General features: G+C 53.8%; 31 protein-coding genes, 2 tRNA genes and 3 pseudogenes. 12 read left to right on the top strand and 24 right to left on the bottom strand.

Going from position 1 to position 25,556, the window contains the following annotated elements:
- Positions 1-14: 14 nt before the first annotated feature.
- Positions 15-236 carry a hypothetical protein gene (locus GV818_RS13875; protein ID WP_161776810.1) on the top strand — a complete coding sequence of 74 codons (222 nt, stop codon included), beginning with the start codon at positions 15-17 and terminating at the stop codon, positions 234-236.
- Positions 237-563: 327 nt separating this feature from the next.
- On the opposite strand, the gene GV818_RS13870 is transcribed toward GV818_RS13875, so the two are convergent.
- Together GV818_RS13870 and GV818_RS13865 are read right to left on the bottom strand one after the other, a co-directional pair.
- Positions 564-908 carry a hypothetical protein gene (locus tag GV818_RS13870; protein ID WP_161776809.1) on the bottom strand — a complete coding sequence of 115 codons (345 nt, stop codon included), beginning with the start codon at positions 906-908 and terminating at the stop codon, positions 564-566.
- A pseudogene (locus GV818_RS13865) lies at positions 905-1,090 on the bottom strand (MFS transporter); the annotation flags it as partial. The pseudogene GV818_RS13865 and the gene GV818_RS13870, both read right to left, overlap by 4 nt.
- 382 nt (positions 1,091-1,472) lie before the next feature.
- Between GV818_RS13865 and GV818_RS13860 the strand changes: the two are divergent.
- Together GV818_RS13860 and GV818_RS13855 are read left to right on the top strand one after the other, a co-directional pair.
- Positions 1,473-1,808 (top strand): ASCH domain-containing protein, encoded by a 336-nt coding sequence (locus GV818_RS13860; protein ID WP_161776808.1) that lies wholly within the window; start codon positions 1,473-1,475, stop codon positions 1,806-1,808.
- A pseudogene (locus tag GV818_RS13855) lies at positions 1,705-2,418 on the top strand (tyrosine-type recombinase/integrase); the annotation flags it as partial. The gene GV818_RS13860 and the pseudogene GV818_RS13855, both read left to right, overlap by 104 nt.
- 80 nt (positions 2,419-2,498) lie before the next feature.
- On the opposite strand, the gene GV818_RS13850 reads toward GV818_RS13855, so the two are convergent.
- From GV818_RS13850 to GV818_RS13840, 3 genes are all read right to left on the bottom strand, one after another.
- Positions 2,499-2,585, bottom strand: a tRNA-Leu gene (locus tag GV818_RS13850).
- 365 nt (positions 2,586-2,950) lie between these two features.
- Entirely contained in the window at positions 2,951-3,157 is a 207-nt protein-coding gene (locus tag GV818_RS13845; RefSeq protein WP_161776807.1) for a hypothetical protein, read from the bottom strand.
- A 263-nt stretch (positions 3,158-3,420) separates the two neighbouring features.
- Positions 3,421-3,684 carry a DUF1652 domain-containing protein gene (locus GV818_RS13840; protein ID WP_161757212.1) on the bottom strand — a complete coding sequence of 88 codons (264 nt, stop codon included), beginning with the start codon at positions 3,682-3,684 and terminating at the stop codon, positions 3,421-3,423.
- A 368-nt stretch (positions 3,685-4,052) separates the two neighbouring features.
- On the opposite strand from GV818_RS13840, the gene GV818_RS13835 reads away from it, so the two are divergent.
- On the top strand, positions 4,053-4,541 hold the full coding sequence (locus GV818_RS13835; protein ID WP_161776806.1) for an AAA family ATPase: 489 nt from the start codon (positions 4,053-4,055) through the stop codon (positions 4,539-4,541).
- A 108-nt stretch (positions 4,542-4,649) separates the two neighbouring features.
- Here the strand turns inward: GV818_RS13835 and GV818_RS13830 are convergent, their stop codons facing one another.
- The gene (locus GV818_RS13830) at positions 4,650-4,922 is read right to left on the bottom strand and encodes a hypothetical protein (protein ID WP_161776805.1); all 273 of its coding nucleotides are present in this window, start codon (positions 4,920-4,922) and stop codon (positions 4,650-4,652) included.
- 699 nt (positions 4,923-5,621) lie between these two features.
- Positions 5,622-6,233, bottom strand: coding sequence for an NAD(P)H-dependent oxidoreductase (locus GV818_RS13825; protein WP_161776804.1), 612 nt, complete (start codon positions 6,231-6,233; stop codon positions 5,622-5,624).
- Between the two features lie 94 nt (positions 6,234-6,327).
- Between GV818_RS13825 and GV818_RS13820 the strand changes: the two genes are divergently transcribed.
- Positions 6,328-6,996, top strand: coding sequence for a TetR/AcrR family transcriptional regulator (locus tag GV818_RS13820; RefSeq protein ID WP_161776803.1), 669 nt, complete (start codon positions 6,328-6,330; stop codon positions 6,994-6,996).
- Positions 6,997-7,145: 149 nt separating this feature from the next.
- A complete protein-coding gene (locus GV818_RS13815; RefSeq protein WP_161776802.1) occupies positions 7,146-7,880 on the top strand; it encodes an HAD-IB family hydrolase in 735 nt (244 codons plus the stop codon).
- Here GV818_RS13815 and GV818_RS13810 read toward each other — a convergent pair.
- The gene (locus GV818_RS13810; RefSeq protein ID WP_161776801.1) at positions 7,877-8,362 is read right to left on the bottom strand and encodes a winged helix-turn-helix transcriptional regulator; all 486 of its coding nucleotides are present in this window, start codon (positions 8,360-8,362) and stop codon (positions 7,877-7,879) included. The two genes, GV818_RS13815 and GV818_RS13810, sit on opposite strands and share 4 nt — an antisense overlap.
- A gap of 122 nt (positions 8,363-8,484) precedes the next feature.
- Here GV818_RS13810 and fabF point away from each other — a divergent pair, with 122 nt between their 5' ends.
- The gene (fabF, locus tag GV818_RS13805; protein WP_161776800.1) at positions 8,485-9,753 is read left to right on the top strand and encodes a beta-ketoacyl-ACP synthase II; all 1,269 of its coding nucleotides are present in this window, start codon (positions 8,485-8,487) and stop codon (positions 9,751-9,753) included.
- A 121-nt stretch (positions 9,754-9,874) separates the two neighbouring features.
- On the opposite strand, the gene GV818_RS13800 is transcribed toward fabF, so the two are convergent.
- Both GV818_RS13800 and GV818_RS13795 read right to left on the bottom strand, forming a co-directional pair.
- Positions 9,875-10,108 carry a YceK/YidQ family lipoprotein gene (locus tag GV818_RS13800; RefSeq protein WP_161776799.1) on the bottom strand — a complete coding sequence of 78 codons (234 nt, stop codon included), beginning with the start codon at positions 10,106-10,108 and terminating at the stop codon, positions 9,875-9,877.
- A gap of 84 nt (positions 10,109-10,192) precedes the next feature.
- Positions 10,193-10,696 carry a hypothetical protein gene (locus tag GV818_RS13795; protein WP_161757221.1) on the bottom strand — a complete coding sequence of 168 codons (504 nt, stop codon included), beginning with the start codon at positions 10,694-10,696 and terminating at the stop codon, positions 10,193-10,195.
- 243 nt (positions 10,697-10,939) lie between these two features.
- On the opposite strand from GV818_RS13795, the gene GV818_RS13790 reads away from it, so the two are divergent.
- The 3 genes from GV818_RS13790 to GV818_RS13780 all read left to right on the top strand — a co-directional run bounded on the left by GV818_RS13790 (position 10,940) and on the right by GV818_RS13780 (position 14,113).
- Positions 10,940-11,185 (top strand): hypothetical protein, encoded by a 246-nt coding sequence (locus tag GV818_RS13790; protein ID WP_161757222.1) that lies wholly within the window; start codon positions 10,940-10,942, stop codon positions 11,183-11,185.
- 468 nt (positions 11,186-11,653) lie between these two features.
- Positions 11,654-11,959 (top strand): hypothetical protein, encoded by a 306-nt coding sequence (locus GV818_RS13785; protein ID WP_161757223.1) that lies wholly within the window; start codon positions 11,654-11,656, stop codon positions 11,957-11,959.
- Between the two features lie 606 nt (positions 11,960-12,565).
- A complete protein-coding gene (locus GV818_RS13780; RefSeq protein WP_161776851.1) occupies positions 12,566-14,113 on the top strand; it encodes a sensor domain-containing diguanylate cyclase in 1,548 nt (515 codons plus the stop codon).
- A 44-nt stretch (positions 14,114-14,157) separates the two neighbouring features.
- Here the strand turns inward: GV818_RS13780 and GV818_RS13775 are convergent, their stop codons facing one another.
- The gene (locus GV818_RS13775; RefSeq protein WP_161757224.1) at positions 14,158-14,451 is read right to left on the bottom strand and encodes a hypothetical protein; all 294 of its coding nucleotides are present in this window, start codon (positions 14,449-14,451) and stop codon (positions 14,158-14,160) included.
- Between the two features lie 482 nt (positions 14,452-14,933).
- Here GV818_RS13775 and GV818_RS13770 point away from each other — a divergent pair, with 482 nt between their 5' ends.
- Positions 14,934-15,419, top strand: coding sequence for a hypothetical protein (locus tag GV818_RS13770; RefSeq protein WP_161757225.1), 486 nt, complete (start codon positions 14,934-14,936; stop codon positions 15,417-15,419).
- On the opposite strand, the pseudogene GV818_RS34450 reads toward GV818_RS13770, so the two are convergent.
- From GV818_RS34450 to GV818_RS13750, 6 genes and pseudogenes are all read right to left on the bottom strand, one after another.
- Positions 15,413-15,592, bottom strand: a pseudogene (locus GV818_RS34450) (DNA adenine methylase); the annotation flags it as partial. The gene GV818_RS13770 and the pseudogene GV818_RS34450 sit on opposite strands and share 7 nt — an antisense overlap.
- Before the next feature lie 383 nt (positions 15,593-15,975).
- Positions 15,976-16,608, bottom strand: coding sequence for a hypothetical protein (locus GV818_RS13765; protein WP_178124899.1), 633 nt, complete (start codon positions 16,606-16,608; stop codon positions 15,976-15,978).
- Positions 16,609-17,011: 403 nt separating this feature from the next.
- Entirely contained in the window at positions 17,012-17,188 is a 177-nt protein-coding gene (locus tag GV818_RS34115; RefSeq protein WP_178124898.1) for a hypothetical protein, read from the bottom strand.
- Positions 17,189-17,275: 87 nt separating this feature from the next.
- Positions 17,276-17,665, bottom strand: coding sequence for an SMI1/KNR4 family protein (locus GV818_RS13760; protein ID WP_161757226.1), 390 nt, complete (start codon positions 17,663-17,665; stop codon positions 17,276-17,278).
- An 81-nt stretch (positions 17,666-17,746) separates the two neighbouring features.
- Positions 17,747-18,115: a hypothetical protein gene (locus GV818_RS13755; protein WP_161757227.1), complete on the bottom strand. Its 369-nt coding sequence runs from the start codon at positions 18,113-18,115 to the stop codon at positions 17,747-17,749.
- A 280-nt stretch (positions 18,116-18,395) separates the two neighbouring features.
- Positions 18,396-18,803, bottom strand: coding sequence for an acyl-CoA thioesterase (locus GV818_RS13750; protein ID WP_161757228.1), 408 nt, complete (start codon positions 18,801-18,803; stop codon positions 18,396-18,398).
- A gap of 396 nt (positions 18,804-19,199) precedes the next feature.
- Here GV818_RS13750 and GV818_RS13745 point away from each other — a divergent pair, with 396 nt between their 5' ends.
- Entirely contained in the window at positions 19,200-19,703 is a 504-nt protein-coding gene (locus GV818_RS13745) for a tyrosine-type recombinase/integrase (protein WP_178124897.1), read from the top strand.
- A 480-nt stretch (positions 19,704-20,183) separates the two neighbouring features.
- Here the strand turns inward: GV818_RS13745 and GV818_RS13740 are convergent, their stop codons facing one another.
- From GV818_RS13740 to GV818_RS13710, 7 genes are all read right to left on the bottom strand, one after another.
- Positions 20,184-20,588 (bottom strand): hypothetical protein, encoded by a 405-nt coding sequence (locus GV818_RS13740; RefSeq protein WP_161776798.1) that lies wholly within the window; start codon positions 20,586-20,588, stop codon positions 20,184-20,186.
- A gap of 260 nt (positions 20,589-20,848) precedes the next feature.
- Positions 20,849-22,011 (bottom strand): IS3 family transposase gene (locus tag GV818_RS13735; protein ID WP_161776797.1). Its coding sequence is split into 2 segments (ribosomal slippage): positions 20,849-21,756 and positions 21,756-22,011, totalling 1,164 coding nucleotides; the frame shifts between segments, so codons are not numbered across the junction.
- Positions 21,980-22,654 carry a hypothetical protein gene (locus GV818_RS13730; protein WP_161776796.1) on the bottom strand — a complete coding sequence of 225 codons (675 nt, stop codon included), beginning with the start codon at positions 22,652-22,654 and terminating at the stop codon, positions 21,980-21,982. The genes GV818_RS13735 and GV818_RS13730 overlap by 32 nt, the downstream gene beginning before the upstream one ends.
- An 885-nt stretch (positions 22,655-23,539) precedes the next feature.
- Positions 23,540-23,722: a hypothetical protein gene (locus tag GV818_RS13725; RefSeq protein WP_161757231.1), complete on the bottom strand. Its 183-nt coding sequence runs from the start codon at positions 23,720-23,722 to the stop codon at positions 23,540-23,542.
- 14 nt (positions 23,723-23,736) lie between these two features.
- Complete coding sequence (locus tag GV818_RS13720) at positions 23,737-24,606, bottom strand: HNH endonuclease (RefSeq protein ID WP_256667523.1); 870 nt, start codon at positions 24,604-24,606, stop codon at positions 23,737-23,739.
- Positions 24,554-24,943 carry a (deoxy)nucleoside triphosphate pyrophosphohydrolase gene (locus GV818_RS13715; protein WP_161757232.1) on the bottom strand — a complete coding sequence of 130 codons (390 nt, stop codon included), beginning with the start codon at positions 24,941-24,943 and terminating at the stop codon, positions 24,554-24,556. Before GV818_RS13715 ends, GV818_RS13720 begins: the two co-directional genes overlap by 53 nt.
- A gap of 223 nt (positions 24,944-25,166) precedes the next feature.
- A tRNA-Cys gene (locus tag GV818_RS13710) sits at positions 25,167-25,240 on the bottom strand.
- Between the last annotated feature and the right edge of the window lie 316 nt (positions 25,241-25,556).

Raw genomic sequence — 25,556 nt, 5'->3', positions numbered from 1 at the left:
CAAGGAAGATCCTAATGACTCAAGTTGGCAATCCGGCACGCCTTATCGCGCATATCGAAATCTCCTATCCGAACGCTGAGAAAACATTCCCGGACACGATTGGGACCGCCAAATTCACATTCCCTGATAGGTTGATTTGCAACGTGTTCGCAAACGGGACGGTCAATTTCCAAGGCAGGAACAGCCCTGTCAAGGCCGAGATTGAAGCTCAGATCGAAATCATCAATCGCGCCTAATGTCGCGACAGGTTTTCGAAGTGTGCCGCACTCACCTGCGGCACACCTAGGCCTCCAAAGCTTCCAGCAGCCCGAAGTGTATCTACGAACTCCATTGGCGCTCATACGCCGCGACGTGCTCAGGAAAGATTTCGTCATAGTTGGGGTACTCGATTCCTAGAACGCTCAGCTCTATTGCGTCTTCCCCGCAATCAAACGAGTAGTCAGCTATGAAAGCGCCAGAAGCGCGAATTTCCTCGCCCCCAACAATCCGCACCGTAAAAACGCAATCGCCAGCATTACCAATTGCCGCGCCACGATTTAGTGCATTCAGAAACGTGGCGCGGGCTACTTGCTCCGGCGCTCAATACCACCCGGCGCCTTGTCACAGCGCAGGCAGTGCTCGCAGTTCAGAACCCGGCACAGCCAGACCTTCACCCGCCGCCAGTACGTGACCATGAAGACGTGCCGAACGCCGGCCAGGGCCAGGGAGGCGTACAAGGTCGCCTCTGCCACCGACTGGGACATGATCAGCCTGTCGTTGCGCACCAGTAGCGCGTAGCCGCTCAGCGCGATAGTCGCGTAGATCAACTTCCCCAACACCCCGTCGCGGACCTTCCCGCTCAAACAGCACCAGGTCGCCCATAGCGCGATCAAACCAGCAGACCACGTTGCAACGTGTTCCAGGATCATGTGCCACCTCCCCCGAACTTCGAACGAATGAACGCCCAAAGGTCAGCAGCTTTGATTGCCCGGGTAATGGCGGCGATCAACGAGCCGCCGAAGGTGCCGAGCAGAAAACCGATACCGGCAACGCTACGGGGCTCGACCACTCCCAGGTAAGCGCTTACCAGTCCGGTCAGGTAATGGGCGCATACAGCACCCGAGAAAATAAAGACGGCATACAGCACACACACTGACGCTCATAAACACCTCCATGTGAATGACGTCTCAACTATAGCTGAACACCTACCGCTCTCCACCGCCAGAGCCTGACCTGGATAGGACTCCCCATGCCCACAGAAACCCAACACCTGGAGCAGCGAGTAGCTGCCCTTCAGTTAGACCTGAACAAAAAGGACGAGCAGATCGACGCTCTCGCGTTCACAGACAACGACCGAGAGCTTTCGCGTAGGGATTGGTTCGAAGCCGCACAGGCAGCAGAGAAGCGGATCGAGGTGCTGCTTGAAGGCTTGACCTCAGCCAATGCGGACAAAGAAGCGTACGCACAGAACGCTACTGCACCCAGGTGGCCCCATGAAGGCGCTTTCCATTCGCCAGCCCTGGGCGTGGCTGATCATCCACGGCGGCAAGGACGTCGAGAACCGCAGCTGGCACACCAAGTACCGCGGACGGTTCCTGGTGCACGCGTCTAAGGGTATGACCCGCGGCGAGTACGACGAGGCGCTGGAGCTCGTGCAAGATATCGGTTCAATGGAGTTGTACCGCCGCTTCCCTTCATTCGAGGCGCTCCAGCGCGGCGGCATCACCGGCCCCGCTCGATGCGATCGAGCCTCAGCATGTCGTTCAGTATCTACGGCATCGAGGCAAAACCGCTCCGGTCAGGGCAAATCGCGAAAAAGCGCTCCTTAGTGCAATCTGGAACTTCTCAAGAAGTAGCGGCTTCACCGCGCTTGCCAATCCATGCGCAGGCGTCAAAGGTCACAAGGAAGCTGGAAGAGATCAGTACATCGAGGACGAAGTACTTGCGGCGGTTTATGAGCATGCAGTGCAGCCGCTGAAGGATGCTCTAGACCTCTTCTATTTGACTGGTCAACGGATCGCGGACACGTTGAAGATGGACGAGCGCGATATCCGGGATAACCGCCTGGCTGTTCACCAGGGCAAGACTGGCGCAAAAAGGAGGATCGAGATCACCGGTGAGTTGAAGGTGGTGATTGACCGAATACTGGCCAGGAAGGCCGGGATGGCCATTCGCACTAGCAGGCTGATTGTGATGGACAATGGCCAACCAATGACAGCCAGTATGCTGCGGGGAAGGTTTGATGCGGCGCGCGAGGCGGCAGGAGTTGAAAAAGCTGATTTTCAGATGCGAGATTTGCGAGCGAAGGCCGGCACCGACAAAGCGGAATCCAGTGGCGACATATTGCAAGCAAGAGATCAGCTTGGGCACACCACGGTGGTGATGACAGAGAACTACATCCGCAAACGGATAGGCAAAAAGGTCACGCCTACAAAGTGAATTGCGGAGCAGTATTTGAAATTGCGGAGCAGTTCAGGATAAGGCTCACTCAAAAAAACCGTGCAAGCCCTTGAAATAGATGGTGCCCGAAGCCGGAATCGAACCGGCACGCCCTTACGAGCGGGGGATTTTAAGTCCCATGCGTCTACCAGTTTCGCCATTCGGGCGGTAGCGCGATAACGCGACACTGGAACAATCCATCGGCATTCAGCCGTCCAGTGCTTGAAACAGGGTGTGGAATATATACATCCAACCCTTATGAAGCAAGGTCGAGTCCGGCAAAAATGCCTTCTTCCTCACTCAGGACCGAACGTAAAAAACATTGTAAATCATGGATCTACAATATCTGGATACTTCTCAGCGGTGTGAACTGCTCACCCTCGTAGCCACTGGGCAAGACGGCAAGCCTAACATGGTGATAATTAGCCAACCAACTGATTTTTAAAGACTTATCGTTTTGAGTCAACCTCGAATGAGGTTGACGCAATCACGTTCCATAAAACCTTCGATCTTGAGGGGCGGCCCATGAAGCTCAGGCTTCAGCGACAAAGCCCAGCGAAAGCTTGAGCGTCTCATCTTGAGGTTGGGCCTGTGCGGCGTCCAGATGGGCGGAGAAGTCCTTCTCTACTTCAGCTTCAACCTCGGCACCTTTGACTTGAGCAACCGTACGGTTTTGCTCCAGTACCTTTGATAGTTGGGCATAGGTGTAATTAGGGGGTGGCGTGCTTCCCAGGTACATGGGGATCCTCCTTGATTTCGAGTCGACTGCTAACACAGGTCGAGGCGTAAATAGCTAATTCAGGCATTAAAACCGATGGTGACACAGCCAGGGGATAGTACAGGCAGCGCCAGAATAACGCACAGCAACAGAAAAAGAGTTCGCCCAGCACACATGACCTCGCCATCCATGAACCGGTAAAGAGTCATGGATACCGGGCGAACAGCCCAACGCTATGCGCTCGGGATGACATGTTCAACTGTCAGCAATGATCGGATGACCACTCAACCGGCATAGTTGGTAAAACCACCGGCGAAGGCCCTGCGTCCGGCCCGAAGCTCGGTACGCAACTCGCCAATCAGATTGGAGATGTCCCGCACGCTGGTGAGATGGGCGGTCGATACGCCTGTCAGCAACAAATCGACTCGACCCGATTCGGCGTCGTAGATCTTGATGGTCAATGAACCATTGGGATTCGTGTTGCAAGTACAGGAAAGAGGGAGAAAGCCGGATTCCAGTATGTGGCATAGCTCGCGGGTGGAGAGCATGGCTTTCTCGCTTGTGAGGGATTTTGTGGATTTTTCCCTTTAAGAATAGGCCAGCTCTGTTCGCTGCGCGTCGAAAAAACTCAGGGGACTGTTAACTGCTCCACAGTTCTGCAGCGGAATCGGGACAGTAACTGGGTAGTACCTGCAGACAGAGCCAATCAACTCTTCTGCTGTTCATGCTGCTATGCTTTTTTCGGCGATCTGTGTAAGTTTCAAGCAATGAACCTGCCCTCGAAATCTCACTGCCCATCGATTATTAGCCACCTCATCGACCGGGTGGGATAGCGGCTGTTCAACCAGTCAGCACCCGCCTCAGAGGCGGAGATTCATGACCGCTCTTCTGAGGCCTCAAACCAAGGAGATGCAGCATGAACCCACCATCCGCCGCTGTTTTACACCTGCTGTGCGGCAAGATCGCCTCGGGCAAATCCACACTCGCCAAACAACTGTCACAGACTCCCGGCAGCGTATTGATCTGCGAGGATCAATGGTTGGCGCAGCTGTATCCAGACACCATCCATTCGATTGCGGACTACCTGCTGTATGCCCAGCGGCTTGGAAGTGTGTTGGAGCCTTTGGTGGTGGACACATTGCGCGCAGGAACCAGTGTCGTTCTGGACTTCCCAGCCAACACCCTCGCCCAGCGGGCATGGCTACGATCCTTGGCCGACCGGGCCGGGGTGCAACATCAGTTGCACCTGCTGAATGTCGATGAGGACACTTGCCGCAAGCGACTACACGAGCGCAATCGTCAGGGAGACCATCCCTTTTCCACCAGCGAAGAACAATTCGAACTGATCTGCCGCTACTTCGTACCCCCACAGGCAAGTGAAGAACTGCAAATCGTTGACGGTTGAAACGCGCTACCCGGTGAGCTTCGGGCAGCAGTGGCAGTGCTCTGCACTGCACTGCTGTCACACAGCAAAGATGGAAAAACCTATCAGCAAGAGACTCGAATCGTTCAATCAGCGAGAAAAACCAAACCTTCTGACATAGCTGTCTTCTAGATGGCGGCACTCGCCAACCGGGCCGTTAGGATCGCTCGCCGAGAGATGCGATGGCATGTTCTGCTGCCGGCAGCGCAGGATCTCATCCAATGCCTCGGCTCTTTCCCTATCGGTTTCAGCGTTGAACCGGACAATGTAGATCCCGAGAACCACTGCAATACCCACGATTGAGAGGACCAGCGTCCTGAATCCGCTCTCACTGTCATCCCTTTCGCCATCATGTTGGCTCATCAGCATCCCGCCGTGAATACACAAACTGCTGTCGCATCAAAGGTGCGTACTGTAACAGTTCTGTGGGTGCACACTGGAGCTCCCACTGAGCACCTTGCACGCGCAACAGGCGTATGCGGCAGGCCAGGTATTCGCGAGTGCTGTCAGAGCAGGAAAGTCATTCAAAGAGGGGCTACCTGGACAAATTCCAGGCAAAAAAAAGCCCAAGCAGCTGATGGATACTTGGGGCTAAAAATGCATAAACCGTGGTGGGTGAACGCAGGGGCATAGTAACGGAACAGTACATTCTGTAACAAGATATTTTGAGGAAAAAAGTGCAAATAAAATCACCTAAGTCATTAATTATCCACACTTTTTTTGAGGTATTGGCTTTTTCTAGGCAGCGTCTTCCAGCCTCAGTATCTGGATTCGCAACACAGTGCCTTGCTGCACCAAGCAACCTTTTGCGCCTTAAACGAAAGCGCACTGAAAATTCACACAATCGCAACAGACAGATACTGGGACTCACCTTAAATTGCCGGCACTTGCCTGAATGGAATGAGCTGGTATGAATGACTTTCTCGATACCCTGCCCTTGCTGCTCTGCGTGACCACCTTTGCCTGGTGCTGCTGGGGGTAAGGGCTCAAGCCTGCCTTCGAAGGTAAAGCTCCCTACGATCCCGACATATCTCTTCTTCCCTCCATCCTGCTAGATCGATCTCACGCTGGCTCGACGAGCCTGTTGCCACTCCAGAGCGCTTGCCCGATATCCCGCGCACGGCTCAGATGAGACGCCGCCTCCCCTGCCTCCGAGTCGCACAGCAGTTGCGAAGTCACGACACGAGCTCCGCAGTAATCGAAGATCCCATGATCGATCTGGGCCCTCATGGCTGCAAGATAACCGTGCCGCTCATAGGTACTGGCATCAGCCCCGGCAACACCCACGAGATGCACCTGAAGCCGTCCGAGCTTCTTCTCAAGCTTGGCGTCCGCTTGGAAATCAAAGGCCCAGCCATTGGAGAACACCCGGTCAATCCAGCCCTTGAGCAATGCCGGCATGGACCACCAGTACACCGGGTAGACCAGGACCAGGGTATCGGCACGATCAATTCGTGCCTGTTCCGCCACCACATCGGCAGGAGGCTGCGCCTGGGTGCGATGGACCACGATATCGGCGGCACCAAAACAAGGATCGAATCCTTCCGCCCAGAGATCGGCGATCTCGGAAGTGTTTCGAGGGTCGGCCACCTGCAGCCCCTCGGCAATCTGCCGCGCAAGTTGCTGAGTGAGGGACTGGGAATCGTGATGGGCGACAACAATAAGTGCATGCACGGCGAATACTCCTGCGAGCGGATTGCGCTGAATGATTGGGGACTTATATACTTTTAGTAAATTACGACCCATAAGTTACTTTTGGTACATAGCCATGTCAAGCAGCGAGAAAACCGCTTCTCATCCGGCACAACGACGCCGAATGTCCCGGGAACAGCGCCTGCAACAGCTGATGACTGTTGCCTGGCAGATTGTCCGTGAGCGCGGCACCGAGGCGCTGACCCTGGGCAACCTTGCCGAGCAGGCAGGCGTCACCAAGCCTGTTGTCTACGACCATTTCGCTACCCGAGCAGTACTCTTGGCGGCGCTGTATCAGGACTTCGATCAGCGCCAGACCGCCCGGATGGATCAGGCCCTGCAAAATAGCGAGCCGACCCTGGCCTCTCGCGCCACCGTGATCGCCAGCGCCTATGTCGACTGCGTGCTGCTCCAGGGGCGCGAAATACCCGGGGTCATCGCCGCCCTGGCAAGCTCGCCGGAGCTTGAGGCCATCAAGGGTGAGTATCAGAAGATCTTCCTGAAAAAATGCCGCGACACCCTGGAGCCTTTCGCTGCCGACCAGGTCATTGCAACCGCAGGACTGCGGGCGATGCTCGGTGCCGCCGAGGCTGTTTCCCATGCCGCAGCCCTGGAAGAAATCACTCCCGCCCAAGCCCAGGACGAACTGCGCGCAACCATCATGGCAATGGTCGAGAGGGCACGAGCAAATGCGTCCGCAGCCATCCCTATCGCCAACGATTCCCTCCCCGCCAATGGATCTTGAAGGACGCCCCCTGAAGCGCTCCGGCAAGGACGCTGACCCGGCCCTGGAAACCACTCTGTGAATCATGCACGCAAGACTCTGCATGGCGCCCTCCAGGCCTGGAGCGCGTAAGCTGCAGGCATTACATCTGTACAACGACCGAGATCATCATGTCGCTCCATCCGCATCAGCCAGAAGTTCCCGCTGCAGACACAGCTTCGCCGCCCTTGGTTGAACACGGTGAAACGCAATCGCTCAACCCGGGCTCCGACGCCCTCCAAGTGCTCTCGGTCTTTGACTTCGACGGCACCCTCACCCGACACGACAGCTTCGTGCCCTTTCTGCGGTTTGCATTTGGTCAGCGCGAGTTCAATCGGCGAATGCTCAGGTTGGCCTTGCCGAGCCTGGGGTTTCTGGCGCGCCGGGTTGACCGTGACCAGCTCAAGGCGCAGTTGATCGCGACCTTTCTCAAAGGCGTGGAGGTGACGTGGATCCAGCAGCAAGCGCAAGCGTTCTGTCAACAGTCCTGGACCCGGCTGATGCGTCCGAGCGGCCTGCAGGCAGTGGCCAGCGAGATCCAGTCCGGGGCCTTGGTGACCCTGTGCTCGGCCTCTCCTGCATTGGTCCTGCAGCCCTTCGCCACGCGTCTCGGCGTCAGACTGATCGGCACTGAGCTGGAAGTGATCGACGGTGTCCTGAGCGGGCGAATCCTCGGCCACAACTGTCGGTGTGAAAACAAGGTGCTGCGCCTGGAAAGCGTCTATGGCCCGCTGAGCCAATATCGCCTGCGCGCCTGGGGCGACACCCGGGGGGACCGAGAGTTGCTGGCCGCGGCACAAGATCCCCACTGGCGGCACTTTCACCCTGCCTGGCGCCGCAGCAAACCCTCCGGGCCTCGTCCTTAATCGGCAACGCCCGCCAGCCGTTCGCGCATGCTGGCGCTGGCGGCTGGCCCCGCCTGCACCGTGCACTCCTCCAACGGCACAAGCTGGCCATCGACGACAGCCACCATTACCGTCTGCACCGGCTGCCCGGTCGCGCGCTGGACAATCTGCACACTCTCGCCCTCAGGCGCGAAGTGGCGATTGCCCCAGGCCACGAAAGCCATGAGCACGACACGGAAATCCTCGCCCTTGGCAGTGGGCACATATTCATAGCGCAAAGGTCGCTGGCTGTAGGCCTGGCGTTCCAGCAACTCCGCCTCCACAAGGGAGTTCAGGCGCCGCGTCAACATATTCGGGGCGATCTCCAGGCTGCGGGAAAACTCATCGAAGCGCCTTAAGCCATGCAACGCATCGCGCATGATCAAAATACTCCACCACTCGCCCACTCGCTCCAGACCGCGAGCGATTGGACATTCGGCGTCAATCAGACTTTTTCGTTGCATGGCTGGCTCCCGCGCGGCACCTCAAATATTTATGGATTCGGATGTTACTTTCATGATGATAGTATCGTCCACGTTTCGTTGTGTTGTTCCCCACCCAAACAAGCTGAAGGAGCAGGACCTGCATGAGCAAACGCATCGTAGTCACCGGCATGGGCGCAATTACTCCACTGGGTTGTGGGGTCGAGCAGATATGGCAGCGCCTGCTGGCGGGACAGTCCGGCATCCGCCAGTTGCCGGAGGAGCTCATCGGCGAGCTGTCGACCACCATCGGCGGCCAGGTGCCTGACCTGGCCCAGGACCCGCAGGCCGGCTTCGATCCGGATCAACTGCTGGCGCCCAAGGAACAACGCAAGATGGACCGCTTCATCCTCTTCGCCCTGGCAGCGGCGGAAGAGGCCCTGGCCCAGGCCCAGTGGAAGCCGGATACCACCGAAGCCCAGGAGCGCACAGCCACCATCATTGCCACCGGCGTGGGAGGATTTCCGGCCATCGCCGAGGCCGTGCGAACCACCGACAGCAAGGGGCCACGACGCCTGTCGCCGTTCACCATTCCATCCTTCCTGAGCAACCTGGCCGCAGGTCACGTGTCGATTCGCCACGGCCTCAAGGGACCACTGGGAACACCGGTCACCGCTTGCGCCGCCGGGGTTCAAGCCATTGGTGATGCGGCACGGATGATTCGCGCGGGTGAAATCGACATCGCCGTCTGTGGCGGTGCAGAGGCGACGATTCACCGCGTCAGCCTGGGCGGCTTTGCCGCAGCAAGAGCCTTGTCCAGCGAGTACAACGACTCCCCGGAACGCGCCTCACGCCCCTTCGACCAGGCTCGGGATGGTTTTGTCATGGGTGAAGGTGCCGGCCTGCTGGTTATCGAGTACCTGGAACACGCCCTGGCCCGTGGCGCACAGCCCATCGCTGAACTGGTGGGTTATGGCACCAGCGCCGACGCCTATCACATGACTGCCGGCCCGGAAGACGGCGACGGCGCCCGCCGCGCCATGCAGCAAGCCTTGCGCCAGGCGGGTATCGAGGCCTCCCAGGTCCAGCACCTGAATGCCCACGCCACGTCCACTCCGGTGGGCGACAAAGGTGAGCTGGCGGCCATCAAGACCGTATTCGGCACCACTAGCGACCTGGCCATCAGCGCCACCAAGTCCGCCACCGGTCACCTGCTGGGAGCTGCGGGGGGGATCGAAGCGATCTTTACCATCCTCGCCCTACGCGACCAGATCGCTCCCGCCACGCTCAACCTGGAGAACCCGGATGCGGCCGCCGAGGGCCTGGATCTGGTTCGCGGCCAGGCACGTAAAGTGGCCATGCAATACGCACTGTCCAATGGCTTCGGGTTTGGTGGGGTCAACGCCAGCGTGCTGTTCAAACGCTGGGAATAAGCCGGCGGATTTTCGCCGTCGAACTCGGTTGAGGCTCCAGCCCAGACAAGCTGCAGTCTCAACCGGGCTCAATCGAAGCTCCCGGGTACCGCCGACTACGCGGGCTGATCCGACAGCATCCTCACAGTTTGCAGCTGTACTGGTACTCAAAGGGAAACATCAACGTGTCCACCGCGGCAGAGAATGGTGCATCCAGCGCCAGCAGCGGCCACAGCACCCCGTTGTTGTTTTCCGCCAGTGCCCAGTCCATTCGGACGCCAATGTAGGGACAGGTTTCGGGAGTCGTTCGTACAATCAGAGCCATGCAGCCACTCACACAAAACAGCGGCACCAGCAACAACAGGTTAAGCAACACGCAACATCCTTGTTACTTTCATTGGTGAGCGCCATAGGCACCGCGACACAACAGCAATCACTGGCACCAATCAACACTCAGCCATCAAGCCTTGTAATCGCAGTGAATCTGCAGGCTTTCCGTGTGATTGCGATGAATCTCGAAACCGCATTGCCTCAGCGTTTCCTTGACCTCATCCACGACAGCCGAATACCGAGCTTTTAACCGTTCTTGACAAACAAGCGAGGTAAATACGCCCAGGGGCAGAAAACGCAATCTCTTGCCATTGAGAACAATCGACACGTCGACATGAGAGCCGTCCACATCATGGCCATTGGAGCCGAAGATATCCTCCAGCTCGTGTTTGCGCTGCGGATAACACAGGCAGAACAACTTGATACCCAACCACCGTGACAAGCTTCTGAAAAAACCCAGGTAACTGCTTCTGTTCTCATAACCCCGAGTCACCAGCAGTTGCACCGAACGTGGCAATCGTGACTGGACCTCGACCAGTTGAAGAAATACTTCCCTCTCCATCAGCACCTTTGAAGAGGGCCAACGCGGCCCCACTCTCAGGCCCTGGTTGTCGCCCTTCGTCAGTCTCATCATGCAAATCGGCCTTGGTTATCTTCGCGGGTCAAAATGGTACACAGACTGAAGGCACTGCTGCTGAAAATTTCAGCCTGGAGCGCTTTCCAGGTGTGTGAGTGCAATTCCCGGATTGATCACTACTCTGCATTGAGGTCCCCCCCATTCCATTGATCTTTTTTCGATGACAGCGAGTAGGCAGTTTGGTTATCCTGATAATGGCTCATAGCCATTATTTATGTGAACAGTGACCACAGAGGCTGTATGTACGACTTAACGAACCTGCTCATTGCAGATAGCGGTTTTGGAATCAACGTCCTGCAAGTCACAGCCGAGCTGGTGGCGGGGGCGCTGAACGAGCTTCTGGCGAGCTCGGCAGATGGCGCCGACATCAGCCAAAAGCTGGATTACTCCATTTTGACGATCTACCAGGACAAGCTCGAAGCCGCCATCCGCGACATGAGCCTTCCACCACTGCCGGTACTTTCTCCAGCCAATGCCCTGTGCTGACTCAGTGACACTTTCGCCTATCGATCACCTCGCCCTGAAACTCGGTCCTGCACTCACTCCTTTCTAGACCCGACACCACCTGACTCGCGCTGCCTGTTGGGCGCAGCTTCTGTTCATCTGTCTTTTGCCGCGATCAACTATCCGTCGTGCTACGGGGCGCTCAACATGATGGATTACGTGGTGGAAGATTCGGGCCTCACCGGGCATGCAAGCAGCGCGCTTCATCAGAAGCAGCGCTTCTTGCTCAAACTATGCCCAGTAAAAACACCAGTCTCGTCATCAAAACCACAAAGCTTTCACCTTTATCTGACAAAGGCGCTACAACTGCGCGCCTACTCTAGTCCCCGTTATGGGTTGATCTAGGGAGGCAGATGAAACAGTCCTGAAAACAGGGACTCAGCGGGTAACGTTAACGTAATCGCAAAGACTAAGACGCATTGGTGCAACCTACTCAGTCAGGAGTTATCTATGTCCATCGGAGCAGTATCAGCTTCAAACCCTGTGACTATTAACGGACAAGGCTCTGCCCAGAACCCGCCCACGACGAAAGCCACTCAGGCCACGTCCACGGCCACCAGCAATGTTGAAGCAGCGCTGAAAGAGGCCACCGAGACGGCGGCGCAAACCGCTCAAGAGGCGGGACATGGCGATCGCCAGGCTCAACGCTTGATACAAAAGCACCACCACCAGACTGCAAGCACCGCAGCACCGGCTTCTGGAGTGGTAAATGGCAGCGGGCAAATAACCGGCGAGATCATAAACACTAAAGCTTAACCCCTTGATGTCATGCCAAAGGCTGGCGAGCCCTGCTCACGCAGGACTTTCCAGTTGCATTCAATGCACTGCCGCAGTACCGATTTTGCAACTCTACCTCCAGCGCTTCTCCCCTTCCCCTCCTATACTGTTGGTCGCTTCGAATTGCACTCAGCCGGCGAATTGACCGTCCCCCTGCAACATAAAGAACAGGCCGAATAGACGGTATTCCAAGACTCTCCCGTGGTTTTAGCTCCACCCGAGCGTGAGTGATGTGCCAAGCCGCGAGCAGAAATCATTGCAAATTCTGCCAGATCAATAGTGTCAGTTATCTCCACCTCGACTAGCCTGAGTCATCATCGCGGTCTATGGTGATTCAGAAATGCGTGCCGTAAACGGCAAGAGTAAAAGCAAGAGCCTGGATGCCCTTTGGGTTATTGGCGGGGCCCTCCAGGATACTGCCGGTGCCTCCTCTTACTATTGCCGATGTAACAAGCGTCATGGTCATGCTGTGAACATGGCTCGACAAAATCATCCTGCCACCTCTAGTAGTCCACGTTTGCGCTCGATCCGCTGTCCGCGCTCAGCCAAGAGCACCAACAACTCATAGCCATAGGAAAGGGCGTGATGCTACTAAAAAAAGCCTCCATTTTTTCCACCGAGTGGGCCGAGGCCAAGCTCAAGGTGGGCCATGTCATCCTGTTCGTGGCGGTGGTATGTATTTCATTAATTGCAATAAGCACCTGGGGAATTTTCAACTCCCTGGAGTACCACCTTCACGACAAAGAAACGGAGATGTCAAATCTCTCCAAGACTTTATCATCTAACATCGAGGCCACTTTAACCCAGGCTGACACAGTACTTTTAGTGATCAAGGAACGCCTGGAAGCCGAAGGCGGTAGTACGGAAGATTTGAAGAAACTGGAAGAATTGCTAAAAATACAACAACAACGCCTGCCTCAAATACATGGCTTTTTTATCTATGATGAGCAAGGTCGCTGGTTGCTCAACTCAAATGGAGTCATTCCAGCCGGAGCAAACAATTCAGATCGTGATTATTTTATTTACCACCGCGATCATTCCGACTCAGGACCTTATCTAGGCCCATCAATACGGAGCCGCTCAACAAACGAGTGGATCATGACGATATCCCGTCGAATCAATCACCCTGACGGGAGCTTTGCCGGGGTAACGATAGCTACAATTTACCTTAAGTATTTCCTCAGCCTGTATGACGGTGTAGACATGGGGGAAAATGGTCTGATCAATCTGGCGAGTACAAGCGGCCATATTGTAGTGCGTAAACCCTTCCGCGACTCAGATGTCGGCACCGACATATCAAAAGGTCAAGTATTCGCTTTACTGAAACCTGATGTAAGTTCAGGCACTGCAACCATAAGGTCTTATATCGATAACGTAGAGCGGGTCATTGGTTTTCGACGCATTAGTGGATACCCACTGGTCATTATCGCCGCCTTTGATAGGAACGAGATCCTCGCCGACTGGCGCAAAGAGTCTTTTGCCAGCCTGATCATGTCCTCCATACTGCTGATAATACTTAGCATAATAGGCTATCGACTGATCAGGCTGATGAGTCAGCAAATTCAGGCACAAAGAGAACTACAGGCGCAACAGAACAACTATATCGAAGTCAATAAATCCCTTGGCTTGATGGCTCTCGAAGACGCATTGACACAACTCGCCAATCGCCGTCATTTTGATTTTTTTCTAGATACAGAAGTTACTCGAACAAAACGCAAGCTAGACGGTACCGCGTTAATAATGATCGATGTCGACCTGTTCAAAAACTACAATGATCATTACGGGCATGTACAGGGTGACGAGTGCCTGAAAACGGTGGGCGCCATTATCAAGAAAAATGCCAACCGAATCGGTGATCTCGCCGCCCGGTACGGTGGCGAGGAGTTCGCCATCGTTCTTACCGACACAGATTACGTTGGAGCTTTCTTGCTAGCCGAAAGAATCCGTCTTGATTTGGAAAACAGCAAGATACCGCACAGCGAATCGCCACTTGGCGTGGTCACTATCAGCATTGGTATTAGCACACTTTCCGGAGCTGAATTTGAAACGCCCGCAGACCTGATAAACACAGCCGATAAAGCCTTGTACGTAGCCAAGTCCAGCGGAAGAAACAGGACCGTTATTTCAAGCTGACATCCAGTGCGCCTTACCTACTTGCCAGCGCTGATGAACGGCCTTCATTCAAATAAAAGCAGCAGATACCAAACAACAAAACCACCTAATACGATGCTATGAACAATCAATAGGTCGCGTATCCCTGTTGGCCGCCCTGAGACGATCCAGTAGGTAATGACCAGTGGATAGCACAGCAGGCATGTAAGCCCCAAGGCCATGATTGCCAGCATCATTCTGATACCAGAAACGAAGCCTGGAGGACTGGCCAGGCAACCAATGAAAGCGATACTGCCCAACGCAACGATAATGATCAGGAACGCAACGATAACGCGCTGCACGACAAACTGATTTTCCATAATTCTTTACTTGCAATCCTTTAGAAAATGACTGGCTTGAGGCCTTGGTAGCTGATTGAGCACACTTTAAATGCAGATCGAAACAGCTGCAAACAAGCAATGCATCTTCACACTGACGACAGCAGAGCCTGAAGAAGTTTACGGTGCCGGGGGCAGTCCACCCCCCCAAATCTTCCGACGCGCCCTAAGCACACGCCGATTGTACTCAGGTATTAACGCAAAAAAGCCCTACAGCCCCGAATAACAAGGGCTGTAGGGCATTCCGAAAAATCCAGACAGATCCTCGCATGGCATCAAATGGCATTGTTTGGCATATGGACTGCCTCATTTTTTCCCCACGACCTCGCCTCCCTAGCCAATAACCAGTTCGCCAAATGCAACCAGGATAGCGAGAATAGGGATTCGAACCCCTTCCTGAATCTGCACAGGCCGCTTTAGGCCGATTGCTGCTGCACGATAAGAGTAAAAGATGGAGCTGTATGATGATTGATAGCCTGGAGATTCAAGAGTTCGATTACCTTGAAAAGGCGTTACTTGAAGCGAGCGTGACTTTCGGTGAAATGACACGTCACTACGCTCGCTATTTGCTCAGTCTGATTGACCACGGTGTACTTGCTAGCGTTTCTGAGCCGAAGTTGAAAGTGCTGATTCCATATATCGAAGAAAGCATCCTGCGAGAACGTATAGAAAACGATGGAGATCTCCGGAGAAAGCTTGCGCTAGAGCTCTGGGAGGTAGAGAAACAGCACCGTAAATCAGATGAAAATTTTGCGAATCTCATACGCTGTGTACTTTTTTGTTTTGAAACAGAAGAGCGCTGGATAGATGAGGGGACGGGCGATGCAACACCTATCTATCTTTACTTTCTGATTCTAAAAAAAATACTACCTGACATAAGACGAGGTTTTATTAAAAGCTTTCAAGATTTTATTGCCGCCCACAGAAGAATGGGGGCCGCTAAGTTTTGATAGGTTTGGTGTAACGTCATCAGGTCGCCGTTGATGTCGTTGAGGACTTCAACTGGCGCAGACTGGGACCGCAGGAAGTTCAACTTGGCACTGTCGGCGAAGACTTCAACGTAGCACTCACAGGAAGGGAAGCTAGGAATAAGGCGCTCGGCCAGGCGGCACTTGCCATCCATCCAGGGAATGATAGGTGGGAGACCCTAAGAGCACGGCCTTTGCTGTCAGTAGAAACGGCGGCCGGGCTCGCCGCGCTTTGCGCACAGAGCAGGTGCCTTGGCTGGACTTACAGGAGCATTTCGCGGGGAAAGCGGCCGAGGCGGAACGCCTGGAAGAACCAACCTGGGCCCACTTGGAGCGCGGTGAAAGCGCCATACAGATCAAGTGGAGGCACTATGACCGACAATCACATCCTCGTAGGCGCACAGCGCCAAGCAGAACTGGAGGCAGCGAAGGCTGCCTTTTTCATGTCCGGCTTCACGTTCAAGAGCAAGCACGCTAACCAGGACCGGGATATGAAGCTGATCGAGCGACAATTAGTGGTTAGATGGACGTGCTTCGTTCATTTGTCCAGATTCAGTAGTTCGTGCATCCGTTCGCCTATTATTCCTCGCAACCACGCAGCATGAAACTCCATTTCTTCCAGAGAAGTACCCTCAGCCAATCGATACACGAACTCCTTGTCCCTCGGCCCCTGGCACACGACGCTAAAATGGCCATCGCGGTCATACGAAGCGAGCACGTAAGGGCTGATACAAATGATGTCGCTAAATGGCACATGCACCTCTTTGGGTTTACGGGCGCGACGGGTGACAGTGAGGGTAAGCAGTTGCTGATTTTCGTCAAACGTGAAGGCCAGCACTCTAGGCGCAGAGAAAATCCACGCAAAGACCAGCCCCTTGAGCACAACAAAACCAAGCAGGAACAGGATGAGCAACGACGTTGTGAAACTCGACCCATCGCTGCGCGGCACACCTTGCATCGCTTCGAGCCCGATAAGGAGAAATATCATCAACCCTAAGGCCGGTAAGAATATAAGCAACGTAAAGCAGAAACCCAAAATGGCCGCCCCAGTGCTGCCAAGGGTCAGTAAGTCCGGGTCGCGATGCCAAATAGGTGGGTGAGCGGCAGGGTTTTCAATGCTTGGTGCGGCTAGAGGCGTTGCGACGCGAAGAGGTGGACTTTGACGATTCATCTAGCAGGCTCCAGGGGTGCTGCGTAGACAGTACCACTACTGCCAGACAGTCTGGCCCAGGGGCATCGGGCTTTTTCCAGGCCTTTTCCAGTACCCACCGGCAAACGCCAGGCAATCTGGACGCTAACGAATAGACGCACACAGCGGTATCGAAGAGGTAGATCGCCCGACCATCTGGTGACTGATCGCACAGGCCCACTCGCTGGCTGCCGAGAAGTCCGCTTGTTTCCTCCAGATTCCGCGCCACGTAATCGACATAACTCAAAACGTAGCGCGCAAATTGCGGCAAGCGGGATTCACCGAATCACTCCAAATGAACGCCGAACACGACGGCGAAGAATAACCCGCCCTACTCGCAGCACCCGGAGCATTCACGAAGCTGAGTAAACCCTTTTGCCCAGGCTCAGACCTTTGTGGACTGAGTGAAAGCCCAGCCAAATGCGGCAGCTGCGATAGTGGGCCGAATCAGGTCTGTTGCTGGCGCCATACCGGTAAATATTTGCAGGCTGGCAAATACGAAGACGACAACTGCAGCAAGGATGCCCAGTACCGAAATCCAGCGAAAATATCGAGGAAACATCAAATCACTCCTTTGAGAAGGGCGCGATCATAATTGCAATAAGCCATCACATCAACGCTCGCTGCATCCGGATACAGAGGGCGGCGCCTATCCGATTAATGCTACGAACTCAGCAAAACTGCTGGCCGCCGTAAGCACGCTCCCACTTGGATCCACCTCGTCGAAGGTAACTATCGGCCATGGGCTAGCCCCTCGCAGATCGAACGCAAACAACTGCCCACCACCATCGCCGCCAAAAACAAACAAGCCAGATGCAATCTCTGCAAACAGGTCTATCTGTGAGGCGTCCGAGGCTGTTTCAGCTGGGTCGAGGCAGAAGTTGAAGAGTGGGTCGGGAAGTGGTCCCTCGCCGCCATTGCTGTATTCGAGCAATTGGTAGTACTCGGAAGGGAGATCTCGAGGCGCTGCAGAACGAAGAGCGTCCAAAGCTTCGACAGAGGCTCCCTCATTACCGATCCAATTAGAGTTGAGTTTCACAGATAGGCCTCCTTGATCCGGTCCATGCCAGTCGCCGGTAATACCCCAACCCAAACCAAATTGCCAAAGAGAACGAGGTTCTTAGGCTTTCTCGTCAGGAATCCATAGCGAACATGCTGAGGCGGCCTGGGCGATCAGCCAATCATGATCTCGCTTGGAAAACGGTCGCGGCATTTCAACTGAGACTCTGCTCGCTATGCTGTAAGCACCGCGGACTTCGTTTTCCGTGGGGGTCGCCTCCCCCATTTTGGTATTTTTTTTGAGCCCAGTGATGGATCCATGGAGAGCAAGCTCTTGCTGGAACCCATCCGCACTGCTCTCCAGGACAGTGACCGCGATAAATGCCGCATTCGAGCAGCGATCCATCTTTTCCCATTGCTTCATCTGATCTTCAGTTGCGAAAGCCGTTGCTGACACCGCAAGAGCCAAGCAGCCAACTAAAAAACGCATTGCTTGCATCCCTTCAAGATTGAGCCCGCTGCAATACCGCAACCCAAACCAAATTGCCACCACCGGCCACCGAGGGCAGTGCCTGGCTGGAGATAATCATGAGCCACAACCGCGCATACGTTCGGCAGCACTACCAGGTGCTCGCCGAGATCGGTCAGCATGCGCTACGCCAGGAACAACGGCAGGTGGCGGCATGAGGCGCATCTACCTCAGTCAGTGGCGATCCTTGCTGGTGGTAGAACGCCAGGCCCACTCTGTCTCGTCCAAGCAACTACAACGCTCAAGACTGGAGTAGCGCCCTCAGTTGCAAAGGAACCTCAATAACTTCTCTGGTAACCGGTGAGATGCAAACGTGTGTAAGGCTAGAAGTAAATGCCATAACATCTGGCGTTAGATTGCCCTCGACTAGAAATGTGAACGAGTGAAGCCCGACACTGGAAACACTTACCTTAATAGAAAGTTCGTCATCCCAAGTAACCGGATGAAGAAACTCTAGCGTGAAGGCCCTTGCTGGAGGCAGTAAATTAAAACCTAACAGGGTTCTTAATCCGGGACCGGACAACCAAACTGTAAGCGCATCATGAACGGCCTCAACAACAAAGTATGAAAACCTAGGTGTATAAACAACCCCCTCCGGATCACAGTCGCCGAACAATACCTTTCTCTTGATAATCACTGAGTTCGGCACAAGATCAATCCTTAATATTGAGTGACGGAGCTATAACAACCAAGTCGCAGCTGCTGCTTGCCCAAGGATACGATACTTTCCTCTCATCTCCACTGCATACACCAGGTGCTTGGCCAGCGACCTACTGCTGGTATCTCGCCGCGACAACAACGACATGTGGGGAATGGCTGAGCGCCTGGAATGGATCGCCGACTGCATCAGCGACGGCTACAAGAAGTGAAGAGTCCGCCCGGCCCGGGGAGCAGTCACCTTCTTCCCTGATGGCAAGGACGTAGACCGGGCGAACGCAGAAACAGTGCCACGGCGCAACACCGGCGGCGATCAGCACCATCTGAAACGCCCCACTCAACAATCGGAGCCTGCCGGCGATGGTGGGAGGAAGACACTCACGGGGGTTTGACCGACAGAGAGAACCCCTGCCAGGGCGTTCGCAAGAACAAGGAAACGCCGCACGACTATTCCGCAAACGACGTGGTGTGGAAGGCTGTCTACCAGAAAGGGGAGATCGAATTGCAGGAGGCGATGGACCTTGCCTACCTGACGGACCAGCGCCCAGCCGATGTCCGGCTAATCCGCGTTGATGATGTGGAGGGAGTGTATCTGCGCGTTGGCCAAGGCAAGACGTCCAAAAAGATCCGGATCCTTATGGAGGTCGATGCTCAGAAAAACAGCCTGAGCCTGCTCATCGAGAGAATCGTTGCCAGACCGAAAAAAATCAACTCTGGCTATTTGATCGTGAACAAGTCAGGAAAGAAGGTCTCCGAGCGCATGCTGTGCCAGAGATGGGACGACGCCAGGTCAAAAGCCGTGGCGGAGGCCATCGAGCGATGGCGACCAGGGCTTGGCCCAGAAAATTGCAGGTTTTCAGTTCCGGGATATCCGACCGAAGGCAGCATCTGAAATTCTCGATTTGGACGATGCAAGCCGGCTTCTCGGACACTCAAAACAGGAGATTACGAAGAAGATTTATGTTCGCGTCGGCGCCATCGCGAACCCGACGAAATAGGAAAGTTTTGCTACGCGAGCCTTAAAGTTTTGGTACGCCGGTACTTTCACGCAGGCAATAAAAAACTCGTAGACGTTAATCTACGGGGTTTTCAATAGTGGAGGCCGAGGTTGGAATCGAACCGGCGTATGCGGATTTTCAATCCAGATAAAATTTCATGAACTTCAGTTAGTTAGTGACAAATCCGTTCCGCAAGTGGCACAGCATAGAAAAGCTGTAGCCCACGACCTACGCGAGTTATGAATTTAATTGCAGAACTGATTTTGCTGACGTCTTTAGCAGATCAGTACCCTGTGATCACCACCATCTACAGACTTCTACCCCCTCCCACAACACTTAGTGCACACTTCAAACAATGCAGTATGCGGATCAATTCACTCCACACCACTCACAAATAAATTACCATAGCCTGAATCAACATACGTACCGCTCTGATTTTCGTAAACCGCTACCTTGCCTTGCTCAGCCAGAGAATATTCTCCAACTACATTCAACGATGGACGGCTAGCAAAAAGTATAATGGTCAAATGGCGATGATTGACGTTATCAAATAATTCAACAGCCAAGTCGCGAAGCATACTATTTTTATTATAAAAAACCTCATCCATCTCGCTACCTAGCAGCCCATCAAGCTGGATAGCCAAGCAACCAGGGCGCCCCCCTGACATCTGCTCTCGTATTGCGTACTTTGCGTCTTTTAGAATAGCTCTTTTCAGCCTAGTAGCCCGCGCATTTACTGCGCTGAACGCCATCCAACCCGCCCCCTCAGTCTGCTTCATTACAACGCAGCTAGACTTACCACTAACGCGCTCTAGGAACCTTCCTATTTCATCCGCTGAAAGCGACTGATTCGAGGAGACATCACTAACATCGTACACATCGAATCTAAGGTTGCAGAGCTCCCCTACAAAGGAGTCCCCAGCCCCAACAGCACTGATAATCTGTCGCGCAGCATCATTTAAAAAAGTCTCACTCCTAGATATCTTCCCCTTAAACTCGATCTGCAGAACACAAATGCATCCAGCGTGAAGTGTAGTGGTCAACTAATCCCGGACACTGCGTTAAGTTTTTCCTCGGCCACGGCGGGCGCAAGCCCGCTGTTGAATTGATGTGGCCGTTGCCAGTTGTACCTCTGCATCAAAAAACGACCGATATCCTGCTGTGCCAGCGATGCGCTCATGTAGCCCACGCTCGGTATCCATTCCGTTTTCAGACTGCGAAACAACCGTTCCATCGGTGCGTTGTCGTAGCAGTTTCCACGCCGGCTCATGCTTTGTGTGAAGCGATAACGCCACAGTCGTTGGCGAAAGCTTCGGCTGCCGTATTGGCTTCCTTGGTCGCTGTGAAACAGTACATTCTGGGGGTGGCCACGCTGTTCATACGCCATATCCAAAGCCTTGATCACCAGGTCGGCATCGGGCTTCGATGAAAATGCCCAGCCCACTACGCGGCGGGCGAAAAGATCAATCACAGCCGCCACATAGTGCCAGCGGCCTTGAGCCCAGATATAGGTGATGTCACCGCACCAGACCTTATTCGGCTTCTCTATAGCGAACTCCCGATCCAGCACGTTCGGGATATCTGGCCGCTCCACTGTCGCCTTTTTATAGGCATGTGAGCCGGGCTGCTTGCTGACCAGTTTCATCTCGCTCATCAGCTTGCGTACCTTGAATCGCCCAATTTTTATGCCGTTCTCTCGCATCATGCACATGATGCTTCGGCTGCCCGCCGCGCTGCGGCTTTGGGTGAACAGCTCGTTCACACGGCTGCGCAAGATCAGCCGCTCAACGTTCGGAGATCGACGCTTGCGGCAGTGTGCGTAATAGCAAGATCGGGTGACTTCAAATACCGAGCACAACAGATCAACAGGTTCTTCAGAGCGAAGCTGATCAATTAACGCGAACGCTCGTGTTCCTCGGCCATCAAGAGCGCGGTGGCCTTTTTTAGGATCGATTTTTCCCGTTCCAGCCGATTGATCCGGGCTTCCAGTTCCTGGATTTTTTGCTGCTCGGGTGTCAACGCTTTGCTTTGCGGAGTCACTCCATTGCGCTCTTGCTGAAGCTGGTTAACCCAGCGACGCAGCGCAGACTCGACAACTCCAAGTGAACGACAGGCTTCGATGTAGCTATAGCCTTGATCAAGTACGAGGCCTGCGGCCTCTCGTTTGAATTCAGCGGAAAAGGAACGACGTTGCTTGGTCATCAGACACCTCTATCTGGCGAGCATTCTCGCCTAAATGGGTGTCCGGTTTCATTAGACCACTACAAAGTGGCATTACTTCCTTAAGAACAGGAACAACCTTATCCAGTACTGCAAGCCTTTCCTCGACCGTATTTTCCTCCCCCTTATCGACCGAAAAAGATTTGCATTCTATTTCAAGCTCGGCCATAGAGCTTGGTGCCACCAACATATCATAAACCTTCGACCCTGAACTTTCATTCGTCCAGTTTATGGCGCAACCTTGCCTAAATAGATGAACTGCAACCTGCAACTCGAACAACAAGGCCCGCATATCATGGGACTTATTTAAAGCACCTCGAACCCTGGATAAAAAATTTCGCCCACCCCCTCCCTTATTCAGCTCTACGAGCTGCGCAACAAAAGACATACCAATCAACATTTCGTCACTTGGATTTTCTTGATTTTCCGTTTTAAACCGTTCTTCCCAAGCAGCTATACCAAAAACTACGGGCTGAGCTTTTCTGATCAACGCTGCTCGAAAAGGATTCTTAGCGCTCGCCTTAGGCCATGCATCCACACGCTTCGCCCATGGTCGCTCAGGAAACAACTTGATAAACTGCTGAAATACGTTTTCGAAACTCTCAACTTCTGTTTCAGTAAGCATAAACACCCCTTGCCCCACCTTATTACGCTCAAGATCGGCGATCTAGAGGCGCCGGGCTGGCCAAGCTAGGCTTGACGTTGCCTATTGCAGCCCCATTTCCGCCCTAATTTTCTCCTAAGGCGTCGCCTTTTTTAATCACACACGTAGACATTTCGCTTTCAGGCGTTGGGCCAAGAGTTTTTCGCTTTGGCCTCTTCGGCTTTCTACACCTGACTGTGATGTAGTTCCGTATAGACGCTAGCACTGCACACGCCGATTGTGCTCGGGTATTAACGCAAAAAAGCCCTATAGCTCCGAGGAACAAGGGCTATAGGGCTTTTTTTGACAAAGCTTGATAGATCGTCGCTTGGCATTGTTTGGCGTATGGATTGCCCCATTTTTGCCCCATGCACTCCATGAGAGCCTTTGCTCTGGAGTGCATGAGTCTCGACACATGAGGCTCAGTTTTATCGCCAGTTGCGTAGCCAAGAGCCTGGGATTAACATCAATACCCTTCCAAGGCGTAAGCCCGACAAACCTTATAAGGGTGCGTAAGGGCAGATCTTCATCTACCTCAGGCTGATCGCCTGATAACTTTGAATCCGCCGGGAACTCAACTTCAATTCTGAATATTGGGTACCGGCCAATGTTAAAGCACCTCGCTGCCTGCTTAAGAATCTTATCTATTTCGCCTCAGCTTCGGCTTTTCTTACTCCCCATATCACTTTCCATCCCCGTACTATCTATCGCCCTTCTGATATGGGTTTGCCACATATCTTAGTTAAGATGTTCGCCCCCCTCCTACGCTGGGCAAGAGGTGACCCAACGCGATCTGAATCGCTGCTCTGACCAGAGACCCAAGACATTACATAGCAACAAGGGTAATCACATAGTATCCAATTGAGGCTAATTCAAACGCAGTACAAAACCACGCAAGTGGGTCAGTGCAGCCATTTGAGGATCAAGACCACGAAGAGTAGTTGTCCGCTGGCTGCCATCAGGAAGATAAACGACCAAGTCGTCTCCATGAACAATGTAGTGGCTGGTATACGTCGTACCTTCGTACTCAAAACTAATTTCTTCTTCCATACACAACTCCCGAATTAAAGACCGTTCAAACGTGCGGTCAATAGTTGCCTATCTGCATCATCATCCAGCACATGCATTCTGCGGTGGCAGTTAGGGCAAAGCGCAGCAGTGTTCTCCACCGTATCGGCCCCGCCTTTTACAAGCCACACGATGTGGTGCGTCTCCAGAAAAGGGGACCCGTCCTTCTTTTTGAACGGTGCAACCTCTTGGCACAAGTCACATCGCCCCCTGGACCTGCGCTTAGCATGCTCCGCCACCCAAGCTGAACGTTGATGTTGGGTAACTTTGGCACTACGTTTCCCAACACTGACCCGCCCCTGGCGCCGAGCAAGCGCCTCCACCTCAGCATCACTCAATTTACGCGCTTGCTTCTCCTTCACCTGGTTTAGCTGTTGCAGCGTGGAATCTGGTATGGCCGGCAGAGCACCTGACTTGAGGCGTAGCGGGAATACCCACACAAAGCGCTCTTGCCCCTCAACGTCAGGCTGCCTCTCCTGATACGGCTCATCAGCCAGCGCCACCTCACCGATATAGGTATAGGTTTTAGCAGTGAATACTTCGAACAGATGCACAGATACGCCGTTGGCGCGGGACTCGTTCAGCGTTCTGTTTTGGTTAAACTCCAGAGATTGATCACCCTGCTGCCCCATGCCGGTGTAGTGCAGCACATCATTAACCCAACGATCGTCATAAATGGACGCCACATGGTTCGAAACGATGACGAGGGTGTTAGTACGATTTGAGCGGCGCATCCCACCTTGCGGACTGCATTGAAACAACTGCGTCAGATCGTCGTTATTGAGATTAGAGCCTGGGACTGGAGGAACAAAATTAACCATATGTTCGGATGATCTCTTCAGCAATTGGAACATCAGCAGGAGCAAGGTCGTATTGCAGTAACTCGTGAGGTCGCACCCACTCGATCAGGTCATGTACCTGCAGGACGAATTGGATGGATTGCAAAACGACGCTGACGGCGATCAGTTCGATCGTGCCGCCGGGATAGGTGTAAATCGAAGAAGTGAGAATCTCGCCGGCGACGGACTCAACACCCAGCTCTTCAAGTAGTTCGCGGGTGATGCAGTCCTGCGGTGTTTCGCCGTGCTCAAGTTTACCGCCCGGAAACTCCCACATGCCCGCTAGCTTCTGGCCTGGAGCTCTGCGTGTGATGAGAATTTTCCCGTCGAGATGTACGACTGCGGCAGCTACTGGTGCTTTCATAGCGCGATTCCTTATCGCCAAGTCAGAAAGATCCGTAGGAACGAAGGGAAAACATCTTAGCCGAGAACCATCGCCAGCCCGCACTCTGGGAAGGGAAAATCTCTTCAGTTCAGCGCTAAAAACAGGCTAATTGCGGAAGCGATCCAAAAATTTTCGGAAGTAATTGCCCAAATCCAAGGCAATAAAAAACCCCGTAGACGTTAATCTACGGGGTTTTCAATAGTGGAGGCCGAGGTCGGAATCGAACCGGCGTAGGCGGATTTGCAATCCGCTGCATAACCATTTTGCTACTCGGCCCCAAGTGTCCAGTGCCTGAAATACAACACTGCACACATACAAACTGGGACGGCTAACGAGATCCACTTAATCTCGTAACTCTTTGATTTCTAAAGAGTTTTTCCGTTTCCTCACTGAGGAATGGTCGCAATTATGGACGCGTTTTCCATTCCTGGCAACTCCTATTCGAGTTTTTTTCCAGCGGGCTGTTTCTACAGGTTTCAGGACTGAGCAAATCCACCGATTCATGAGCCTCGAAGCCTGCAACGGGCCGGATGATTACACAAACCGTGGGCGATAGCTCGCCCTCGCCTTCTTCCTCCTTCTAGCCCACCTA

This window comes from Pseudomonas sp. Fl4BN1 (genome assembly GCF_009908285.1).
Classification (GTDB): Bacteria; Pseudomonadota; Gammaproteobacteria; order Pseudomonadales; family Pseudomonadaceae; genus Aquipseudomonas.
This window is presented reverse-complemented; position numbering and strand designations above follow the sequence as displayed.

What these genes read in the sequence shown, in the direction of transcription:
- GV818_RS13875 (WP_161776810.1), top strand. Translation starts at nt 15, where the DNA reads ATGACTCAAGTTGGCAATCCGGCACGCCTTATCGCGCATATCGAAATC.
- GV818_RS13870 (WP_161776809.1), bottom strand. Translation starts at nt 908, where the DNA reads ATGATCCTGGAACACGTTGCAACGTGGTCTGCTGGTTTGATCGCGCTA.
- GV818_RS13860 (WP_161776808.1), top strand. Translation starts at nt 1,473, where the DNA reads ATGAAGGCGCTTTCCATTCGCCAGCCCTGGGCGTGGCTGATCATCCAC.
- GV818_RS13845 (WP_161776807.1), bottom strand. Translation starts at nt 3,157, where the DNA reads ATGTACCTGGGAAGCACGCCACCCCCTAATTACACCTATGCCCAACTA.
- GV818_RS13840 (WP_161757212.1), bottom strand. Translation starts at nt 3,684, where the DNA reads ATGCTCTCCACCCGCGAGCTATGCCACATACTGGAATCCGGCTTTCTC.
- GV818_RS13835 (WP_161776806.1), top strand. Translation starts at nt 4,053, where the DNA reads ATGAACCCACCATCCGCCGCTGTTTTACACCTGCTGTGCGGCAAGATC.
- GV818_RS13830 (WP_161776805.1), bottom strand. Translation starts at nt 4,922, where the DNA reads ATGAGCCAACATGATGGCGAAAGGGATGACAGTGAGAGCGGATTCAGG.
- GV818_RS13820 (WP_161776803.1), top strand. Translation starts at nt 6,328, where the DNA reads ATGTCAAGCAGCGAGAAAACCGCTTCTCATCCGGCACAACGACGCCGA.
- GV818_RS13815 (WP_161776802.1), top strand. Translation starts at nt 7,146, where the DNA reads ATGTCGCTCCATCCGCATCAGCCAGAAGTTCCCGCTGCAGACACAGCT.
- GV818_RS13810 (WP_161776801.1), bottom strand. Translation starts at nt 8,362, where the DNA reads ATGCAACGAAAAAGTCTGATTGACGCCGAATGTCCAATCGCTCGCGGT.
- fabF (WP_161776800.1), top strand. Translation starts at nt 8,485, where the DNA reads ATGAGCAAACGCATCGTAGTCACCGGCATGGGCGCAATTACTCCACTG.
- GV818_RS13795 (WP_161757221.1), bottom strand. Translation starts at nt 10,696, where the DNA reads ATGATGAGACTGACGAAGGGCGACAACCAGGGCCTGAGAGTGGGGCCG.
- GV818_RS13790 (WP_161757222.1), top strand. Translation starts at nt 10,940, where the DNA reads ATGTACGACTTAACGAACCTGCTCATTGCAGATAGCGGTTTTGGAATC.
- GV818_RS13785 (WP_161757223.1), top strand. Translation starts at nt 11,654, where the DNA reads ATGTCCATCGGAGCAGTATCAGCTTCAAACCCTGTGACTATTAACGGA.
- GV818_RS13780 (WP_161776851.1), top strand. Translation starts at nt 12,566, where the DNA reads ATGCTACTAAAAAAAGCCTCCATTTTTTCCACCGAGTGGGCCGAGGCC.
- GV818_RS13775 (WP_161757224.1), bottom strand. Translation starts at nt 14,451, where the DNA reads ATGGAAAATCAGTTTGTCGTGCAGCGCGTTATCGTTGCGTTCCTGATC.
- GV818_RS13770 (WP_161757225.1), top strand. Translation starts at nt 14,934, where the DNA reads ATGATTGATAGCCTGGAGATTCAAGAGTTCGATTACCTTGAAAAGGCG.
- GV818_RS13765 (WP_178124899.1), bottom strand. Translation starts at nt 16,608, where the DNA reads ATGAATCGTCAAAGTCCACCTCTTCGCGTCGCAACGCCTCTAGCCGCA.
- GV818_RS34115 (WP_178124898.1), bottom strand. Translation starts at nt 17,188, where the DNA reads ATGTTTCCTCGATATTTTCGCTGGATTTCGGTACTGGGCATCCTTGCT.
- GV818_RS13755 (WP_161757227.1), bottom strand. Translation starts at nt 18,115, where the DNA reads ATGCGTTTTTTAGTTGGCTGCTTGGCTCTTGCGGTGTCAGCAACGGCT.
- GV818_RS13740 (WP_161776798.1), bottom strand. Translation starts at nt 20,588, where the DNA reads ATGAAGCAGACTGAGGGGGCGGGTTGGATGGCGTTCAGCGCAGTAAAT.
- GV818_RS13730 (WP_161776796.1), bottom strand. Translation starts at nt 22,654, where the DNA reads ATGCTTACTGAAACAGAAGTTGAGAGTTTCGAAAACGTATTTCAGCAG.
- GV818_RS13725 (WP_161757231.1), bottom strand. Translation starts at nt 23,722, where the DNA reads ATGGAAGAAGAAATTAGTTTTGAGTACGAAGGTACGACGTATACCAGC.
- GV818_RS13715 (WP_161757232.1), bottom strand. Translation starts at nt 24,943, where the DNA reads ATGAAAGCACCAGTAGCTGCCGCAGTCGTACATCTCGACGGGAAAATT.